Source organism: Marinobacter sp. G11, from assembly GCF_021282325.1.
GTDB lineage: Bacteria > Pseudomonadota > Gammaproteobacteria > Pseudomonadales > Oleiphilaceae > Marinobacter > Marinobacter vinifirmus.
Genome location: NZ_JAJSPB010000021.1, coordinates 23,947 through 41,530, shown reverse-complemented (window position 1 = coordinate 41,530; position 17,584 = coordinate 23,947). Strand labels below are relative to the sequence as shown.

The window sequence follows — 17,584 nt, the reverse complement described above, 5'->3', positions numbered from 1 at the left end:
AGGCAACAATGGGACTAAAGTGTAAAACGCCCGCTAATTCGCGGGCGCTTGATTTGCGTCAGTTTACGGGGTTATTGCCGTTGCCGGTTTGCGGGGTTATCGACGGCTTTCGGGTTGAAAAGCTGGTATCCGTCACGGCCACTTTGCTTGGCCAGGTACATCGCAATGTCTGCGCCATTAAGTAATTCTTCGCTGGTCTTGCCGTCACCCGGATACAGGCTGATACCGATACTGGTGCTCACTGCAAGGTGGTGGCCATTGATAACGTAGTCTGGGGCAGACGCCCTGACCAGCCTTTCTGCAACGTTCAGGACGGCTTCGGGGCTTTTTACCTCCGGCAGCAGGATAATAAACTCGTCTCCGCCCAGCCTGGCGAGGGTATCGTCTTCCCGAAGGCAACTACGCACCCTTGCAGTGAACTGTACCAGTAATTCGTCACCTGTCGCGTGGCCGAGGCGATCGTTCACGTCCTTGAATTTGTCCAGGTCCATGAACATGACAGCCAGTAACTGTTTGGTTCGATGAGCATGTCGGATGGCGTGGTCCAGGCGGTCTTCAAGCAGCCGCCGGTTGGGGACCCCGGTCAGGGCATCGTAATAGGCAAGCTGGCGGATTTGTTCTTCGTTTTTGCGGTTCTGGGTAATATCCGTAAACAGGCCGGCATAATGGGTAGCGTTGTCGTTGTCATCGGTGATTGCGGTAATGGTCAGCAATTCCAGGTAAAGCTCGCCGGTTTTACGCCGGTTCCAGATTTCACCGCGCCAGTATCCGTGGTGTTCAAGAGACTGCCACAGACGTGTGTAAAATTCTGAATCGTGGCGGCCGGAGGAAAGAACTTCCGGTGTGCGGCCGATCACTTCTTCCGGGCTGTAGCCTGTGAGGTGCGTAAAGGCCGGATTCACGAACTCGATTCGGGCATTTTTGTCGGTCACCATGATGCCTTCGAATGACGATTCAATAACACGTTCTGCCAGCTGCAGGGTCCGGCTCGACCGGGCAAGGGCTTTGTCGCGCTGTTCGAGTGCCTGCCGAAGGTCATCCAGGTACATTTGCTCGGCACCCGACAGCATATCGTTGTAACCGATCAGCCCGATGATTGCCCCTGTTTGGTCCAGCACACCGAGATGGCGAATGCGGTGGTCCAGCAACAAATCACGGGCGTGGATGAGCGGATCTTCTTCCTTCGCGGTAACCAGCGGGCGGGACGCTAATTCGCCAATACGGGTATTGCTGGTATGCCTGGCGATGAAGCGAACCATATCGCGCTCGGTGACAATACCAAAGCCGTCCTCACCGAAATTGACCACCACTGCGTCGGCTCCCCGGCGGTGCATCAGGTCGGCCACCTGGGCCAGGGGCAGCGATTCAGGTACGACTGCCGGTAAATGCGGAATGGCTGCGCCAACTTCCCTCAAGCGCAGATAGGGTTCCAATCCCTGATTCAGGGCCAGGTCTGTACGGGAAATAATGCCAACGGGTTGGCCGTCTTCGTCGGTAACCAGGGCATGTCGCTGGTTCTGGTTTTTTAGCCTGATTGCCGCCTGGGCAGTATCCATGGTGGCAGGTAACGACAGCACCGGCGATCTCATCACCGAGCGGACCGGTTGGCTGAACTGGTCCGGATCGGCGAAGTTGATGGCCAGGGCATCCCGTTCCGTCCATATTCCGACCACGGTGTTGTCCTGGCTGATCAAAATGGAAATGACCGAACTCTCCGCCATCCGCGCTGCGGCTTCGGAAATCACCGTTTCCGGACTGCATTGAAGCAGGAGGCCACTGTGCATGATCTGGGATACGGGAATTGGTTGCCCCATGTGTGCTCCTGTTGTCGATGCCGGAAGTTCCTGAATTATATCAATGTCCGGCGTCGGCTGCTTTTACTTTCACGTAACTGCCAGGGGCATCTTCAATGACCTCGAGTTTTCCTTCGCCGGGCTGTCGGGCCGGCACCTGGTCGCCTTCATAGCCGGCAATCCATTCCCGCCAGTATGGCCACCAGGAGCCCGGATGCTGCTCCGCACCGGAGAACCAGGCGTCCGGATCTTCCGGCAGGGTGTTGTTGGTCCAGAAGCCATATTTTTTTTTGTAGGGCGGGTTGATCACACCGGCGATGTGCCCGGAACCGGACAGGACAAAGCGGACATCGCCGCCGTAAGCGTGTGCCCCGTGGTAAGTGGTTTTCCACTTGGCGATGTGGTCCTGTCGCGCCGACAGGAAGAACGATGGCACCCGGATTTCCGACAGGTTGATGGTTTCGCCGTTCATGGTCAGGGCATCCGGCTGCACCAGCCGGTTATGCAGGTACATTTCCCGCAGATAGTAACTGTGCATTCTGGACGGCAGGTTGGTGCCGTCGGTGTTCCAGTACAGCAGGTCAAAGGCGGCGGGTTTCAGGCCTTTGAGGTAGTTGTTGGTCCAGTACGACCAGAACAGGTCGTTCTCGCGCAGCAGGTTAAACGTGAAGGCCATGGCCCGGCCGTCCAGGTAGCCCTTGCGCTCCATGGCCCGCTCGATGCCACGGATGGAGTGATCGTTGATGAATACGCCGATGCCGCCGGGATCCGAGAAGTCCAGCAGGGTGGTCAGATAGGTGGTGCTGATGATCGGGTTACGGTTCTTCTTCTCCAGCCAGGCCATGGTAGAGCCCAGTAGGGTGCCGCCAATGCAGTAGCCGATGGCGTTCATCTGCTCTTCGCCGGTGGCCTCTGTTACCGCATCGATCGCCGCGAGGGGGCCGAGCTTCATGTAATCATCCCAGCCGGTCTCTTTCTGGGCCGGTCCCGGGTTACGCCAGGACACTACAAACACCGTCTGGCCCTGGCTCACGAGCCAGCGGATAAACGAGTTGCGCTCGGTCAGATCCAGTATGTAGAACTTGTTGATCCAGGGCGGGATGACCAGCAGCGGCCGCTGCGCTACCGTCCTGGTGGTGGGTGTGTACTGGATCAGCTGCATCAATTCGTTCTGGTACACCACCTTGCCCGGTGTGGTGGCCAGGTTGCCGCCGACTTCAAAAGCCGAACGGTCGGTCATCCCAACATTGAACAGGCCGGGGTTCTGGCGCAGGTCTTCCACCAGGTTACGGGCGCCATCCACCAGGTTCATCCCCTTGCGTTCCCAGGTAATGCGCAGTACTTCCGGGTTGGTCAGGGGGTAGTTGGAGGGCGACAGGGCGCTGGTCAGTTGCCGGGCATAGAACATCATCTGGTCCCGGGCGGGGCCGGGCAGGCCCTCCATGTTTTCTACCCAGTTCAGGAACGCGCCGGAATTGATCAGGTATACCTGCTGAAGCACATCGAAAGGCACATGCTTGCGCCAGTCGTCAGCCAGGAAGCGACGATCGTCGGATTCCGGAACGGCTACCGGCTCTGGCTGTTTGCCGGTCAGCCGGCTGAAAGTGTAACGGGCGAGGCCCAGATGCCTTTTGCCCAGCTCGATCTCGGCGCTGGCAAAGCGAAGCGGATGCAGCAGCAAGTCTTCGGCCATGGCACGATAGGCGTCTGACATTTCGCTGAGGGTGGACAGCTTGGCGTGGTCTACCATGCCGGTGTCGCCCAGCCATTGTTCCAGTTGCTGCTGGCCCTGACGCACGTTGTCGTCAAAGGTTTTCATCATCTGCTTTGCGGTTTTACTGATGTAGTCCATACCCAGCATCGAGGTTCTCCTTGCCACGGATACAAAAAGGCCGGAGCGTCGCAGACGTTCCGGCCCGGCCGGTCATTCAGGGTGTCAGGCAGCGGTTTTGCTGTTGCTGCCTTTACCGGTGGCCGGTGTTTTTTCCGCTGTGTTATCAGCCGGTTTTGCCTCGAACACCTGCTGCAGTTGCTCGCGGGTTTCGTTGGCGTAGTCCTGCCAGGCCTTCCAGTCTGCAGATACCTGCTCGCTGATGGTTTTCAGGGTTTCGGCCTGGTCTGTGGTCAGGGTTTTCAGGCTTTCGAGGTCGCGTACCTCGGCCATCTTCCGGGCCTGTTCCATGGCAACATCGGCATAGCGGCGGAACGCTTCCATCTGCATTTCCGCAGCTTTGCCGAACTGGTTGAACAGGGTTTCATTGAGGCGGTTGGCTTTTTCGAACAGCTCATTGTTCATGGGGTACAACTCCTTTGTAGTTGGAATGACTGGAATCCTCAGTCTAACTTTATATGCGTGACACCATTTTGACAGGCATCAAATGCCGTTCCAGCATATTCTTTAGTCTGGAATTTGTAACCTTACAGTGGAGAAAACCATGAGCAGTCGCAAATCCGAACTGGAAACCCTGAAAGCCGAACTCGAAGCACGGCTGGCCCGTTATAAGGCGCACCAGCACCGTGAGGGCGGGGCGCTTGACAAGGATTTTGAAGAGCAGGCCACGCAAACCCAGAATGACGAAGTGGTCGATTCACTGGAAGTGGAAACCCGCGCCGAACTGGTACAGATTGCCCATGCACTGGAGCGGATCGACAGCGGAGCAGGGGACGAATGCGAAAAATGCGGTGAGCAGATCGATCCGCGCCGGCTTCAGGTGTTGCCTTATACCACCGTTTGTGTAGATTGCGCCGACAACTGAATTCCGTCAAACACTGAGTGGTAAAGATGACACAGAACCCCGCTGGATCAGAACCGAAGCAAGGATTGCCCAAAAGCCAGGTCATTGGTTTGTTTCTTGGCGCCGCTTTCCTGCTGGTTACCCTGCTGGTGCCGGCTCCGGAGACGATGGGGCCGAAGGCCTGGGCCGCCCTGGGCATGATGCTGATGATGGCCACCTGGTGGTCTACCGAAGCCATTCCCATTCCGGCTACCTCCCTGTTGCCGATTGTGCTGATACCGGCGCTGGGGTTGGGAAGTATCAGCCAGGCCACATCGCCCTACGCTAATCCGATCATCTTCCTGTTCCTGGGCGGGTTCACCCTCGGCCTGGCCATGCAGAGGTGGAACCTGCACCGGCGGATTGCGCTGCTGACCTTGCGGGCGATGGGGGACAAGCCGAAACGGCAGATTGCCGGCTTCATGCTGGCAACAGCCTTCCTGAGTATGTGGGTGAGCAACACCGCCACCGCGATCATGATGCTGCCGATCGGCTTGTCGGTCATCGGCATGATGGGTGACAGCAATCCGGACGGGGTTCGCCGTTATGCCACGGCCTTGCTGCTGGCCATCGCCTATTCCGCCAGCGTGGGTGGTATTGCCACCCTGATTGGCACGCCGCCCAATGCCTTGCTGGCGGCTTACCTGAGCGAAAACCAGGGCATTTCCGTGGGCTTTGCCCAATGGATGCTACTCGGTGTGCCTGTGACGGTGGTGATGCTGACATTGACCTGGTGGTGGCTGACCCGCAAGGACTTCGGCATTGAAGGCGCCCAGGAAAGCGGCCAGATGATCCGGGACGAACTGGCCGCGCTCGGCCCCATGAGCAAGGGTGAAAAGCTGGTTGCACTGGTGTTTGTGGTGACAGCGTCGCTGTGGATTTTCCGGCCCTTGCTCTCTGGCAGCATTGCGCCCTGGCTGAGTGACACCGGTATTGCCATTGCTGCAGCCATTGCCATGTTCCTGATTCCGGTAAGCACCCGGGACAGGACCTTCGTGCTGGACTGGGATTCGGCTAACCGCCTGCCCTGGGGCGTGCTGCTGCTGTTTGGTGGCGGCCTGGCCATGGCGGGCGTGATCAGCAGTTCCGGACTGGCCGAGTGGATTGCCGAGAGCATGGGCGTGGCTGGCACCTTGCCGGTACTGGTGATGATGATCCTGGTGGCTGGGGTGATTATCTTCCTCACCGAGGTGACCAGTAACACCGCTACAGCGGCGGCGTTCCTGCCGCTGCTGGGTGCCCTGGCGATGTCGCAGGACGTCTCTCCGCTGCTGTTGACGGTGCCGGCTGCCATTGCCGCCAGCTGTGCCTTCATGATGCCGGTGGCCACGCCGCCGAACGCCATCGTGTTCTCCAGTGGCCACATGAAGATTTCCGATATGATCAGGGCCGGTTTTGCGCTCAATATCATGGGTATTGTCGTGGTAACCCTGATTACCTACGCGCTGCTCGGAACCGTTTTCTCAATGTGATTCAGGGCCGGATGCTGTCCGGCCTTTCCCTCCCTTGAACCAGTTCTCAGTACTGTCGCTGCTGGCCCCGCCTGCAGCGACAGATTTGAGGCACAGTTATCTTTAAGCCCGATTCGATTTCGGTATCTTACGGTTACAACATGTAACGCCGACGTTGCACATCCAAGAAAGTTGCACATCCAATAAAAACAGGAACTTTGCAAAATGCTGCTGGTGCTGGCCGGATCCCTTCTCACATTCGCCATGGTGCAGGAAGCCACCGAGGTAGAGCCGTTCGAGCCGGGCACCATCGTGCTGGAGCACAAGGTGGATGCGAGCCCGGTTGAGCAACGCTCTGATGTGCGGGTGGAGCCCCTGGTTGAGCAGAAGTTCCGGAACATCGTGCGCCAGGCCTACGACTACAGCTGTGGCAGTGCGGCACTGACCACGGTCCTCAATTTCTATCTTGGCCGGACCCTCTCTGAACGGCAGGTGATGGAAGGGCTGCTGCATTACGGTGAGAGCGATCGCATCGTCCAGCGCCGGGCCTTTTCCATGCTCGATATGAAGCGCCTGGTAACGGCTTTGGGTTATCCCTCTGGCGGCTTCAAAGCCGAGATTGACGACCTGATGGAGCTGGATCACCCGGCTATCGTGCCCATCGACCACGCCGGCTTCAAACACTTTGTAGTGCTCCGCACCATCCGGGATGACCGGGTTTACCTGGCCGATCCCGCCGTCGGCAATATTTCCTTTACCGTGGCCCAGTTCCAGGAGAAGTGGGACGACAACGTGCTGTTCATTGTCTTCCCGGGCAGCGACAAGCCGCTGGACAACCTCGAACTGAAAGAGGAAGACCTGCGCTTTGTAGACGACCAGACCATGACACTGCTGGCTATCCAACAGATGCCGGCGTTCGCCGAATCCACAGAAAGACGCGTCCAGAACTTGCTGGAACGCCAGAAGAACAATCCTGACGGTAGCGTTGAGAATACCCGTAAACAGCTTTACTACCGTCGAAACTAATTTTCCGGGCGGTTTTCCCCGGATCAGGAATAAAACCAATAAGAGTAGGGAGTCAGGATGAATCGTTGGTTAGTGCGAGGTTTTATCCTTGTTTCCGCGGCCGGTGTGCTTCCGGGCATGGCGATGGCCCAGGACGGAAATGTTGACCAGGCGCGGGAAGCCCTGTCACGCCAGGAAGGTGATGAAGATTCCACCAAGCAGCTCGAGGAAGTGTTCCTGGCTGCCGAGAAGAACTATTCGTTGCAGAAGAAGGGATCTCACTACCTGAACTATTCCTTCGACTATTCCTACACCGGGGATCAGCGCCTGGACCTGGCCATTACCAATGGTTCGGTGCGCAATCTGGATGTGGTGCCGTCAGCTACCCATAACTTCACCAATGCCTTTTCCTACGACTACGGCTTGCTGGACAACCTTACGGTTGGTACCCGGGTACCGCTGGTGGTCAAGTACGATACCGAGGACGAGCTGAATGTTTACGACTTCGGCGACATCTCCTTTACGGCCCGCTGGCAGCCCTTTGCCTACGTACCCGGCAAGGCATCGGCTACCTTCTTTGGCACCCTGAACAGCAAGACTGGTGTCAGCCCCTACGAGATCGACATCAAGGAACAGCTGTCTACCGGTAGCGGTTATTACTCCGTTGGTGGCGGCCTGAGTATGTCCAAGGTGCTGGACCCGGTGGTGGTGTTCGGTTCGCTCAGTGCAACCTACAACCTGACCGAAGACGGCCTGGAACAGGTTCGTGGTGCCCGCCTGCTCGAGAAGGTGGAGCCCGGCTTTGGTCTCTCCGGCTCCGCGGGCTTTGCCTATTCACTGTCTTATGACATTTCCCTGAGTATCTCGGCCCAGGTCAGCTACAGCGACCAGACCGTTCTGACCTTCTCCAACGGCGACCAGGCCGTAGCCCAGGACCAGATGACGGGCTTCCTGAGCATGTCGCTGGGTACCCGGGTCAGTGATATGACCATCGTAAACACCAGTCTGGGGATTGGCCTGACCGAAGATGCCCCGGATTTCTCTCTGGGTATATCCCTGCCCATTAATTTCTCCGGCCTCAAAGAGTGATTGGAGCTGCAGACGTTTCACGGGAAGGGAAGATTTTCATGGGACAACCTAGTCAAAAGCGACGCATTCTGGGAGCGCTGATCGCGGCAAGCCTGTCCGGCGGTGCCCAGGCGCAGCTGACCCAGAACCTGACGCTGCACCCCAAGGCACTGGCACTGGGGAACGCGGTCACCGCCGATCCCCCGGGTTTGATGGCCATTCACTACAACCCGGCAGGCCTCACCAAGCTGGATGGTCGCCAGCTTGAAGTCAACGTGTTGAGTATCTACCTGGATATTGATGCCGACTTCATTGCGGATGAAGACTACGAGATTTTCGGTATCAAAGGCCTGGAAACAGACCCCCTGACCGGCAAGCAGCGGGACCCGGTGGCCAATACTCGCAGCCACACCAACAACGTCGCCCTGTACGTTCCCGGGTATGGCATTCTGCGGTTGCCGCCGGGGCCGGCGGTAGCGCCCTCTGCGGGTATCAGTATCAAGCCACCCGGCTCAAAGCTGACCTTTGCCAACGCGTTCTATATGCCGATGGCCGCGGGTTTTTACCGGGAGAAAGACGATCCCGGCCGTTACCAGCCCCAGGCCGCAACGCTTCAGCGGACAACCTATCTTTCCCCCACGGTTGGCTATGAGATAAACGATGAATGGTCGGTGGGTGCCGGTATTCACCTGTCCCATTTCGGGTTTGCGGCAGACCAGTACATGCGGGCGCCGAACATGCTGATTGGTGTGGCAGAGGTTCTGCAAGACGCCTTCAACTGTGAAAGCGGTGACGAACCCCTGCAACCCTGGCTGGCCCTGTGTGGCGGTAATGTGGGCCCCTGGGACGATATCGGCGCGATGAACCTGAACCTGCAGGAAACCATCTCGCCCACCTACGCCCTGGGTGTCATGTGGGAGCCCACGGACTGGTTCCGCTGGGGTGCCAGCTACACCTCCGAAGCGGACATGAACCTGAAAGGCCAGTTCGAGATCCAGTACACCGATGACTGGTCCGGGTTCTGGCAAAGCGTTAACGGCTCAGTGCTGGGGGCCATCACCTCGGCTATTCTGAGCCTGCCTTCCGGTGCCCCCCGGGAGGCCGGTAACGTCAGTATGGACCTGGTGTATCCGCAGCATTTCCAGACAGGGATCAGCGTGGATGTACACCCGCTGCTCACCCTGAACGCCGACATCGGCTGGACCGACTTTGCCCAGTGGGACGCCTTCGAATTCAAGTTCGACCGCAAGCTGGAGTTCCTGAACGCTGCCCGGATTTTGTCGCCGGACAACGCCACACCAGACAGCCTGCGCCTGCCGCTGGGCTACAAAAGCCAGTGGAACTGGGCCTTTGGTGCGGAACTGCATGTGTCTTCCCGGCTTGACCTGCGCGCCGGTGTCGAGATAAGGGACTCGGTGATTCCCGATGACCAGCGCTCGATCATGGCGCCGTTCGGCGGAGCCAACCTGTACAGCGTAGGGCTGGGGTATCGCTGGGACAAAGACACGGAAATCGACCTGAACCTGTCTTACCTGCAGTCTATCGAGACTATTCCGGCAGACAGCAGCTGTAACGTAAACTGTGACAACATCACCAATATCATTTACAACCCCTATGCGGATCTGGAGATCAAGACCTCGCTGCGGGTTGTGATGGCGGGGCTGAGTTTCCGTACCAAATTCTGATGCAGTCCGGGGAGTAGTTTGTCATGGTTCTGATGCGATCCGTCCGGTTGGCAGGCTGTGTCCTGGCAGTGGCCCTGTCGGCGGGCTGCCAGTTGGGTGGAACCCCCATCGAGCAGCGGGACGGTTACTTCACCTGGGTAGACGAACAGGGCCAGGTACGTTACTCCCGCATTCCCGAAACAGAATCCGAATCCGAAAGTCCGGAAAGCGAAGATGTTGCCGAGACTGCGGGCTTACCTCCCAAGAGGGCACTGGGCGAGCCCGATGCTGCCAGCAAGCTTGAGGATGCCGGCGACTACACCACCGAAAACTACCCGGATGGCGAAGAGCTGGCCCGGGACGGTTTTATCCGGCCGGGCCAGCGGCAGCCCTATTACACCTGGCGAGATGCCGACGGCATTGTCCGGGTCAGCTATTACAAGCCCGATACCCGCACCGAGCGGCAACGTAACCCGGACATGGCGCCACTGAACCTGACCCCCGCCAGCGTTTACCTGCCCCGGCAGGAATCCGGAGAGGCCGAGCCCGTAGCCGGCCATGATCCGGATGCCTTTGCCGTCCTCGGCATCGAGCGTGAACCGGAGAACGTGTTGACCACCTTTGCCGGCAACTGCTGTGAAGCGTTATCCAACAAGGAGTTCGAGCACTGGCAGGAGGGAAGGGAGTTCGGGGTTCGTATCACCGAAGATTCCCCGGTTTATGATTTCAGCAGTGGCGAGTCCGCCTTCCAGTTGGTGGCCTTGCCCTCCGGTGAGTTTACCCATGGCTTTGTAACGCGCCTGCGCTCCTACGCCCACAAGGGCGTGTTCGTGCCTACACTGGCGTTTCTGGATCGGGATTTTCGCCCGGTTCGCCTGATTACTGACCTGGTGATGGATTATTATCCGGAAACCTGGCGTAAGCGGGGCTACCTGGAAGCCTGGGTGCCGGTATTTCCGGGGCAGGGTGAGCGTTGGTTATTGGTGATCACCCGTAGCGAAGACCTGCGCGCGCAAACCGTGTATGACGCCGATCACGGCCCCGTGGCGATTCCCCATGTGCCTTACGGTGAACTCGGCTTGACCACCTTCGAAGAGTAAGGGATCAGTCTTCCGGAGCGTCCAGGTTCAGCCATTGCTGGGATAGCCAGTAGTAGCGGCCATCACCTGCCGGGTGGGTACAGTTATAGCGAAAACGCCGGCTGTCGAATGCCTTAGGTGCCTTCACCGAGACCCGATTGCCGGTTGTCCGGAATTCGATGCGGCCCTGGCCGGAGGCAAAGCAGGTGAGCCGGTCTGCGGTCAGTTTTTCCCCCAGTTCGAACACCAGTTCCGGCGGGTTGGCTTCCAGTACGCCGTCGGGTAACTCGCTGGCGGGCACCGGGAAGGCCTTGCTCAGCAACTTGTCTTTCAGGCTTCCAAGCTGGCCAAAGCTGTTCGCCATGGGAAAACGGGGCAGTCGGGTGCTGTGGGAATAGCGGCCAATCGCCCCGGACTGTTGCCCGAATCCCAGCCAGCCCCTGGCTTCCAGTTTGCCCTCCAGTTTTTCGTCGAACTCACCGTAGGGGTAGGCAAACATCGGCTCCTCCACCCCGAGCCTGGTTTTCAGCGTGCCCTGAGCCTGGTCCAGGCTGTGCTCTGTCCGCTTGTGCCATTGCGCTTCGGGTTCACCGGGCTTGCGCGCCAGGTGGCCGTGGTCAGTGCTGTGGTTGGCAATGGTCACCTGTTCACCGGTGGCCAGCTCCTGTAACTGTTCCCAGCTCATGTAGCCCCGGCTGCCGATGGCGTCGGTGTTCACGAAGATGGTGAAGGGCAGGCCATGACGTTCAAGCAACGGGGCGGCATTTTGATAGACTGACTCGTAGGCATCGTCAAAGGTGATGGCAACACGGTTGCTGTCATCCTCACCGGCCAGCGCCTGCCGGGTTGCGGGCAGCAGTGGCACAACCTCAAGGTTCAGGTCCCTGATCATGTCCAGCTGGGCTTCAAACAACGAGCGGGAGGTGCTGGTGGCCGGAGGCGTATGGTCCGCCACATGGTGATACTGCAGCACAACAAGGTCGGCAAGGGCGTGGGGTGCGGAGGCAGTCAGGCCAAGAATGGCCGCGGCTGCGAATCGGTTGAGTCGAGTCATGTCAGTCTATTGCCGGGTAAAGTGACGTTTGAGGACGGAAAACGCCCGGTTCAGCTCCTGGATATCTTCTGTGCGCCCGCCGCGATCCGGATGGGCTTGCATCACCCGCCGGCGGAATCGCTGCTTCACGGTATCGAAGTCGCCGGGCAGTGTATCAAAGCCGAGCACCTGCGCGGCTTCCTGAACGTCCTCCGGGCTGCCGGCCAGTGTTACGCCAGCCAGGAAACGCTCCATCATGCCCCGGATATCGTGGCCGGACAGGAAGTACCGGGACAGATCCAGGTAAAAGCTTCTGAGTGGATCTTCTTCTGCCGGCAGGGCCCGGGTATTGCCGGAGCCGGTGGTCAAAATACATAATCGAAGCGGGGAAATCACCAGTGTTTCCCCGGCCTGGGCCAGCTCCGATTGCAGCCGGTAAAGGGCATGGAACAGCAGGAAGTGCACAGGATAGAGCGCGGTCGGGTCGCTGAAGGTGACGGGCTCGATGAGTTGCCAGCGCGGGCTTTGTAAGGCACGGATCAAAGCCAGTTCTGTCAGCCCGGAAGCCCCCGCCGCCCGAAGTTCATGTTCGGCAGCCACCTGCAGGTGATCGGCCTGCTGCTCAAGCCAGGCGAGCTGATCGCGGCTGATCGGGGATTGATCCGGTCGGGCGGAAGGTGCGGGTGTATTCATGGCGGCCATGGTATGACACTCTGCCAGCACGTGAAAGCACAGGAGTTGAGGGAAGTGGCGTGCGGCGCACTTAGGAAAGTACCGAGCGCGGGGCCCCTGTCACTCGGCAATCGGGGCGCGTATAATTGCCGCCTCATTTACCTTGCAAGTGTGCCAACAGAATGTCCGAAGCCATGATCGCCAATGCCGAGCAGGCGCCGATGTCCGAGCAGGAGCGTCGCCAGAAACTGGAGCTGAACAAACTGCAGAAACGGCTGCGCCGGGACGTGGGGCAGGCCATTGCCGACTTCTCGATGATCGAAGCAGGCGACAAGGTGATGTGTTGCCTGTCTGGCGGCAAGGATTCCTACGCCATGCTGGATATTCTGCTGAACCTGCAGAAAAGCGCGCCGGTACGTTTCGAGCTGATTGCCGTCAACCTGGATCAGAAGCAGCCGGGCTTCCCGGAAGAGATCCTGCCTGAGTACCTGAAGTCGCTGGGTATCGAATACCACATCATCGAGAAAGACACCTACAGCATCGTCAAAGAGAAAGTGCCTGAGGGCAAGACGACCTGTGGTCTGTGTTCCCGCCTGCGGCGAGGCATTCTCTACAACTTTGCCGAAGAGCACGGTATTACCAAGATCGCCCTGGGCCATCACCGCGATGACATGCTGGAAACCCTGTTCCTGAACATGTTCTATGGCGGCAAGCTGAAATCCATGCCCCCGGTTCTTCACAGCGACGACGGCCGTAACACGGTCATCCGGCCGCTGGCCTATGCCCGGGAGAAGGACATTGCCCGCTATGCGGGACTGCGGAATTTTCCCATCATTCCCTGCAACCTGTGCGGTTCCCAGGAAAACCTCCAGCGGCAGGTGATCAAGGAAATGTTCCAGGCCTGGGACAAGCAGCATCCGGGGCGGCTGGAAACCATGTTCCGGGCCCTGTGCAACGTAGAGCCATCGCACCTGGCGGATCCAAACCTGTACGACTTCAAGGAAGGCAAGCGGCTGGGCGGCAAGCGCCAGGCGGTGGTGCAGTCTGCGGAGCCGGAACAGGACTTCGGCCGGCTGGACGTGCTGAATCTCTGATCAGCCAGCAACCGTCGGCCGTTGGATCAGTGCATCAACAAGGCCTGGAACGGTAGCGTCCACAAGCCGAACAGGATCAGCAGGACACCGCTGATCTTGCGGAAGCCCTGATGGCTCTTGATGCCGCGAATCCAGTTGGCGGCGTAGCCGGTGGCCAGCATCGAGGGCAGGGTGCCCAGGCCGAAGAAAAACATGGTCAGGGCGGCGGCCGGCACCGTTGGCTGAAGCGCCGCCCAGCCCAGCGTGCTGTACACCAGTCCGCAGGGCAACCAGCCCCACAGAGCCCCCAGGGCCAGCGCCTGGCCGGCATTATTGACCGGAATAAAACGTTTGGTCAGCGGCGATAACGCCTTCCAGACCGGTGTCCCCACCCTTTCAACAAAGCGTATGCCCTGCCACCACTGGCCCATGGAAAGACCCATGAAAATCAGCAGCAGGCCGGCTATGGTCATCAGCAGCAAGCCGGCCCAGCGCCATTGGCTGGCGGCCTGGGTGCTCAGCAGGGCCACGAGGGTGGCGATCAGGGCGTAACTGCCAATCCTGCCGAAATTGAAGGCCAACAGCAGTAGTGTCTGGCGCAGGCGAAACCCTTTGCCGACCGGCAACGCCACCGACAGCGAAGCGCTGATTCCCCCGCACATGCCCAGGCAATGGGTGCTGCCCAGCAAGCCGATAACGAAGGCGCTCGAATAGCTCAGGTAAAGTTCCGGCTGCATGGTTCCGGTCAGGCCTTGTTATCGGGGTTTTGGTCAGAATCCCCGGTGCTGGCCTGTCCTTCCTGATCCGCTTTTTTGTCAGTGCGGGCATCATCCGGAATCATGTCTTTATCGTCGTCATACAGAATGCGATGGGCCGGCCCGTCCAGGTCGTCATACTGGCCATTCTTGACGGCCCAGGAGAACAGGAACACGCCCAGGGCCACCAGAAGCAGCATCAGGGGGACCAGGAACATGACAATGTGCACGACAACCTCCTTGCATGGGGAATGCGACAGGTGTTTCAGGCCTTCCGGCTAAGGCGCAGGGCGTTAAGCACCACAATGAGTGAGCTGGCAGACATGCCGATCGCGGCCAGCCAAGGCGCCACCAGCCCTGCGGCAGCCAGGGGCAGCGCACAGACATTGTACCCGAAAGCCCAGATCATATTCTGGCGGATAATCCGGCGGGTCTGCCGGCTGGTGTTGAGAGCCTCCACCAGCTGGTAAAGCTGGCCATTCAGCAGGACCGCATCGGCTTTGAGCTGGGTCAGGTCGGCGGCAGTGCCCATGGCCACCGAAATACCGGCGCCGGCCATGGAGGGCAGGTCGTTCAGGCCGTCGCCGACCATCATTACCCGATGACCCTCGGCCCGGAGCTGGTCCAGTACTTCCAGCTTTTTCTCCGGAGAGGCTTCCCCGATTGCCCGTTCAATGCCCAGCATTTGCGCAACAGTTTGCACGTGGCCAGAGCGGTCCCCGCTGAGCAGGATCGTCTGGATGCCTGCGTCCTGCAAGGCGCGCACGGCCTTGCCGGCATCGTCCCGAACCTGGTCGTCCAGCTGGAAACTGGCCAGCCACTCGGTATCGCTTGCAAGCCAGATCTCCATGCCCCGGGTGGGGGCTGACTCGGGCGCAGGTGCCCGGGTGTATCCGGCTACAAAGTCCTTGTGGCCGATATACACCGGCTGGCCCTTGAAGGTGCCGGACAATCCGCCACCCAGATGGTTGGTTACGTCGCTCACAGGCACCGATGGCAGGCTGTGAAAGACCTTGGCAATCGGGTGCTCCGAGTGCTTCTCCAGCCCGGCTGCCAGTTTTAGGGCGTCGGCTTGCTCCAGGCTGCCAAATTGCTGCTGGCCACTTAGGCTGAGTTCGCCGCGGGTCAGAGTGCCGGTTTTGTCGAACACTACCGTGTCGATGGTGTTCATAGATTCCAGGGTATGGCCCCGGGTGGGCAAAAAACCGAGTTTGCGCAGGCGCACGGTGGCAGACGTAATGGCCGTTGGCGTAGCCAGTGACAGAGCGCACGGGCAGGTGACCACCAGAACCGACAGGGTGATGTCGAAGGCGTTATCGGCACCGGCCAGCCACCATCCGATCCAGACCACCGGCGCCAGAATCAGGACACGGCCAACGAACTTGCCGGCAATCCGGTCTGCCATCCGGGCCACCGGCGGCTTTTCGGACTGTACGCGATCCAGAACTCGCAGGATTCCGGACAGCCGGGTCTGGGCCCCGGCATGGGTCACGCGGATGTCGAGAGGGTTTTCACCATTTACGCTGCCGGCATGTACGGTGTCGCCCGGCTTCCGGGTTTCCGGCAGATATTCGCCGGTGAGGGCAGCTTCGTTCAGGGTGGACTCTCCCGAGACGATTTCGCCATCCACAGGCAGTGTTTCCCCTGGCCGAACCCGGATCACATCACCCGGTTGTACCTGGTGAATGGCGATGATCTCTGCCTCACCGTTCCGCACCCGTGCGGCTACAGAGGGTTGGAAGCCGGCAAGCGCATTGCCGCTCAGCCCGGCGCGATAGCGGGCCTGAACTTCAATGTATCGGCCCAGCAGCAGGAAAAAGGTAAACATGCACACGGATTCGAAATACACTTCCTCGCCGCCGACCACGGTTACCCAGGCGCTTGCGCCGTAGGCCAGCCCGATGGCGATGGCCACCGGCACGTCCATGGTCAGATGGCGGGAGAGCAGGTCCCGGCGGGCATTGCTAAAGAACGGGCGGGCACTGTAGAACACCACCGGTGTGGCAACCAGCAGGCTGAACCAACGGAAAAAATCCACGAAATCCGTGGAAAGATCGCTGATTAGCTCAAAATACAGTGGGAATGCCAGCATCATGCTCTGGAAGGAACCGATGCCGGCCACCGCCAGACGAATCAGCATCGACCGGTGTTCCGCCTTGAGCGCCTGTTCTGCTTCGTCGGCCTGGTAGGGACGAGCGGTGTATCCCAGTTCATGGATGGCAATCAGCAGGTCGCTCAGACGTGCCTTGTCCGGTGCCCAGACCAGGCGAGCGCGCTGCGTGGTATGGTTTACGGTAAAGCTCTGCACGCCAGGCTGCTGCTTCATGTGATTCTCAAGCAGCCAGATGCAGGCAGCGCAGGTAATGCCGCCGATCAGTAGCTGTGCCTCCTGGCCAGCTTTGACTGGTGCCACAAAGGCTTGCTGAACCAGGGGGTGATCCAGCTCCCGGATACGGTCAAGTTCCGACCGGGTCAGCTCCCGCGGTGTAACAGCAGGTTCGGTGCGAAACTCATAGAAGCCGGTCAGACCTTCCTGGTGGATGGTCTGACACACCGCCTTGCAACCCTGGCAACAAAAATGCCTTTGCTGTCCCTGCAGTTCCAGGGTGATCGGGGGCTCGCCGTCCGCTGGTTCTCCGCAATGGAAACAGTTCAGGGTGGTCACCCTTGGGCGTCGCCTTCTGCGTTAATGCTTATGGGGGTAGAGGAAGGGAGTCTTGCCTCACCCTTTATCCTCCAGTCGTTATCCGGCCCCTGGAGGTCGTAGTACCAGCGACCACTGACATCCTCAAGCAGTTGGCCCCGGTACTGACCGGGAGCGACCTGCGTAAACTGGACGGTTTTATCCTGACCTGACAATGTCGGGTGATACAGGTTGAACACAAGATAGGGGTAATCCGCAGCACCATTCACGGTACTCAGATCCAGTGTTGCAGAACGGCCATTCAGGCTCAGTGAGCCTTTCATCTGGAGATCGGCCGCCTTTTCATCCCGGGCAATGGACATATTGATGCCACGCCCCTGTTTGGAGTAGTCGTCGGTCACCAGCGAATTGTCCATGTTGGATGATACTGTCAGGGCGGTAATTCCCCACATGATCGACGCCAGCGGGAAAATGGTCAGAAACCAGAACCACGGCTGGCGATACCAGGGGGCAGGAGTTGCGTTATCAGTCATTACGGTCTTGTCTCGGTTTATGACTTCAGAGCCGATTGTC

At 59.1% G+C, this 17,584-nt stretch carries 16 protein-coding genes; 7 read left to right on the top strand and 9 right to left on the bottom strand.

Annotated elements, in window-relative coordinates:
* Nucleotides 1–71: 71 nt before the first annotated feature.
* From LWH94_RS13405 to LWH94_RS13395, 3 genes are all read right to left on the bottom strand, one after another.
* Nucleotides 72–1,814, bottom strand: coding sequence for a diguanylate cyclase domain-containing protein (locus LWH94_RS13405; RefSeq protein WP_232902545.1), 1,743 nt, complete (start codon nt 1,812–1,814; stop codon nt 72–74).
* Nucleotides 1,815–1,854: 40 nt separating this feature from the next.
* Entirely contained in the window at nt 1,855–3,654 is a 1,800-nt protein-coding gene (locus tag LWH94_RS13400) for a PHA/PHB synthase family protein (protein ID WP_199455954.1), read from the bottom strand.
* Nucleotides 3,655–3,729: 75 nt separating this feature from the next.
* Entirely contained in the window at nt 3,730–4,089 is a 360-nt protein-coding gene (locus tag LWH94_RS13395; protein WP_094624211.1) for a phasin family protein, read from the bottom strand.
* A gap of 139 nt (nt 4,090–4,228) precedes the next feature.
* Between LWH94_RS13395 and LWH94_RS13390 the strand changes: the two genes are divergently transcribed.
* The 6 genes from LWH94_RS13390 (at nt 4,229) to LWH94_RS13365 (ending at nt 10,855) form a co-directional block, all read left to right on the top strand.
* Entirely contained in the window at nt 4,229–4,549 is a 321-nt protein-coding gene (locus LWH94_RS13390; RefSeq protein WP_199455955.1) for a TraR/DksA family transcriptional regulator, read from the top strand.
* 26 nt (nt 4,550–4,575) lie between these two features.
* Complete coding sequence (locus LWH94_RS13385; protein WP_232902544.1) at nt 4,576–6,039, top strand: SLC13 family permease; 1,464 nt, start codon at nt 4,576–4,578, stop codon at nt 6,037–6,039.
* Nucleotides 6,040–6,243: 204 nt separating this feature from the next.
* Complete coding sequence (locus tag LWH94_RS13380; RefSeq protein WP_022988030.1) at nt 6,244–7,044, top strand: C39 family peptidase; 801 nt, start codon at nt 6,244–6,246, stop codon at nt 7,042–7,044.
* Nucleotides 7,045–7,101: 57 nt separating this feature from the next.
* Nucleotides 7,102–8,112: a transporter gene (locus tag LWH94_RS13375; RefSeq protein ID WP_199455958.1), complete on the top strand. Its 1,011-nt coding sequence runs from the start codon at nt 7,102–7,104 to the stop codon at nt 8,110–8,112.
* Nucleotides 8,113–8,150: 38 nt separating this feature from the next.
* Nucleotides 8,151–9,776 (top strand): OmpP1/FadL family transporter, encoded by a 1,626-nt coding sequence (locus LWH94_RS13370; protein ID WP_199455959.1) that lies wholly within the window; start codon nt 8,151–8,153, stop codon nt 9,774–9,776.
* A gap of 23 nt (nt 9,777–9,799) precedes the next feature.
* Complete coding sequence (locus LWH94_RS13365) at nt 9,800–10,855, top strand: MalM family protein (RefSeq protein WP_199455960.1); 1,056 nt, start codon at nt 9,800–9,802, stop codon at nt 10,853–10,855.
* A gap of 4 nt (nt 10,856–10,859) precedes the next feature.
* Here the strand turns inward: LWH94_RS13365 and LWH94_RS13360 are convergent, their stop codons facing one another.
* Both LWH94_RS13360 and LWH94_RS13355 read right to left on the bottom strand, forming a co-directional pair.
* Nucleotides 10,860–11,888 (bottom strand): polysaccharide deacetylase family protein, encoded by a 1,029-nt coding sequence (locus LWH94_RS13360; RefSeq protein WP_082640843.1) that lies wholly within the window; start codon nt 11,886–11,888, stop codon nt 10,860–10,862.
* 6 nt (nt 11,889–11,894) lie between these two features.
* Nucleotides 11,895–12,569, bottom strand: coding sequence for a DNA-J related domain-containing protein (locus LWH94_RS13355; protein WP_199455962.1), 675 nt, complete (start codon nt 12,567–12,569; stop codon nt 11,895–11,897).
* A 191-nt stretch (nt 12,570–12,760) separates the two neighbouring features.
* Here LWH94_RS13355 and ttcA point away from each other — a divergent pair, with 191 nt between their 5' ends.
* A complete protein-coding gene (ttcA, locus tag LWH94_RS13350) occupies nt 12,761–13,633 on the top strand; it encodes a tRNA 2-thiocytidine(32) synthetase TtcA (protein ID WP_232902559.1) in 873 nt (290 codons plus the stop codon).
* A 26-nt stretch (nt 13,634–13,659) separates the two neighbouring features.
* On the opposite strand, the gene LWH94_RS13345 is transcribed toward ttcA, so the two are convergent.
* From LWH94_RS13345 to LWH94_RS13330, 4 genes are read right to left on the bottom strand one after another with little or no spacing between them, the layout of a single operon-like run.
* On the bottom strand, nt 13,660–14,349 hold the full coding sequence (locus LWH94_RS13345; protein ID WP_232902543.1) for a sulfite exporter TauE/SafE family protein: 690 nt from the start codon (nt 14,347–14,349) through the stop codon (nt 13,660–13,662).
* A gap of 8 nt (nt 14,350–14,357) precedes the next feature.
* The gene (gene ccoS / locus LWH94_RS13340) at nt 14,358–14,597 is read right to left on the bottom strand and encodes a cbb3-type cytochrome oxidase assembly protein CcoS (RefSeq protein ID WP_022988021.1); all 240 of its coding nucleotides are present in this window, start codon (nt 14,595–14,597) and stop codon (nt 14,358–14,360) included.
* A 35-nt stretch (nt 14,598–14,632) separates the two neighbouring features.
* A complete protein-coding gene (locus LWH94_RS13335) occupies nt 14,633–17,032 on the bottom strand; it encodes a heavy metal translocating P-type ATPase (protein WP_232902542.1) in 2,400 nt (799 codons plus the stop codon).
* Nucleotides 17,029–17,544 (bottom strand): FixH family protein, encoded by a 516-nt coding sequence (locus tag LWH94_RS13330; RefSeq protein ID WP_232902541.1) that lies wholly within the window; start codon nt 17,542–17,544, stop codon nt 17,029–17,031. The genes LWH94_RS13335 and LWH94_RS13330 overlap by 4 nt, the downstream gene beginning before the upstream one ends.
* Between the last annotated feature and the right edge of the window lie 40 nt (nt 17,545–17,584).

Excerpts from the sequence above, each read along its gene's own strand:
- LWH94_RS13405 (WP_232902545.1), bottom strand. The coding sequence starts at position 1,814 with ATGGGGCAACCAATTCCCGTATCCCAGATCATGCACAGTGGCCTCCTG.
- LWH94_RS13400 (WP_199455954.1), bottom strand. The coding sequence starts at position 3,654 with ATGCTGGGTATGGACTACATCAGTAAAACCGCAAAGCAGATGATGAAA.
- LWH94_RS13395 (WP_094624211.1), bottom strand. The coding sequence starts at position 4,089 with ATGAACAATGAGCTGTTCGAAAAAGCCAACCGCCTCAATGAAACCCTG.
- LWH94_RS13390 (WP_199455955.1), top strand. The coding sequence starts at position 4,229 with ATGAGCAGTCGCAAATCCGAACTGGAAACCCTGAAAGCCGAACTCGAA.
- LWH94_RS13385 (WP_232902544.1), top strand. The coding sequence starts at position 4,576 with ATGACACAGAACCCCGCTGGATCAGAACCGAAGCAAGGATTGCCCAAA.
- LWH94_RS13380 (WP_022988030.1), top strand. The coding sequence starts at position 6,244 with ATGCTGCTGGTGCTGGCCGGATCCCTTCTCACATTCGCCATGGTGCAG.
- LWH94_RS13375 (WP_199455958.1), top strand. The coding sequence starts at position 7,102 with ATGAATCGTTGGTTAGTGCGAGGTTTTATCCTTGTTTCCGCGGCCGGT.
- LWH94_RS13370 (WP_199455959.1), top strand. The coding sequence starts at position 8,151 with ATGGGACAACCTAGTCAAAAGCGACGCATTCTGGGAGCGCTGATCGCG.
- LWH94_RS13365 (WP_199455960.1), top strand. The coding sequence starts at position 9,800 with ATGGTTCTGATGCGATCCGTCCGGTTGGCAGGCTGTGTCCTGGCAGTG.
- LWH94_RS13360 (WP_082640843.1), bottom strand. The coding sequence starts at position 11,888 with ATGACTCGACTCAACCGATTCGCAGCCGCGGCCATTCTTGGCCTGACT.
- LWH94_RS13355 (WP_199455962.1), bottom strand. The coding sequence starts at position 12,569 with ATGGCCGCCATGAATACACCCGCACCTTCCGCCCGACCGGATCAATCC.
- ttcA (WP_232902559.1), top strand. The coding sequence starts at position 12,761 with ATGTCCGAGCAGGAGCGTCGCCAGAAACTGGAGCTGAACAAACTGCAG.
- LWH94_RS13345 (WP_232902543.1), bottom strand. The coding sequence starts at position 14,349 with ATGCAGCCGGAACTTTACCTGAGCTATTCGAGCGCCTTCGTTATCGGC.
- LWH94_RS13330 (WP_232902541.1), bottom strand. The coding sequence starts at position 17,544 with ATGACTGATAACGCAACTCCTGCCCCCTGGTATCGCCAGCCGTGGTTC.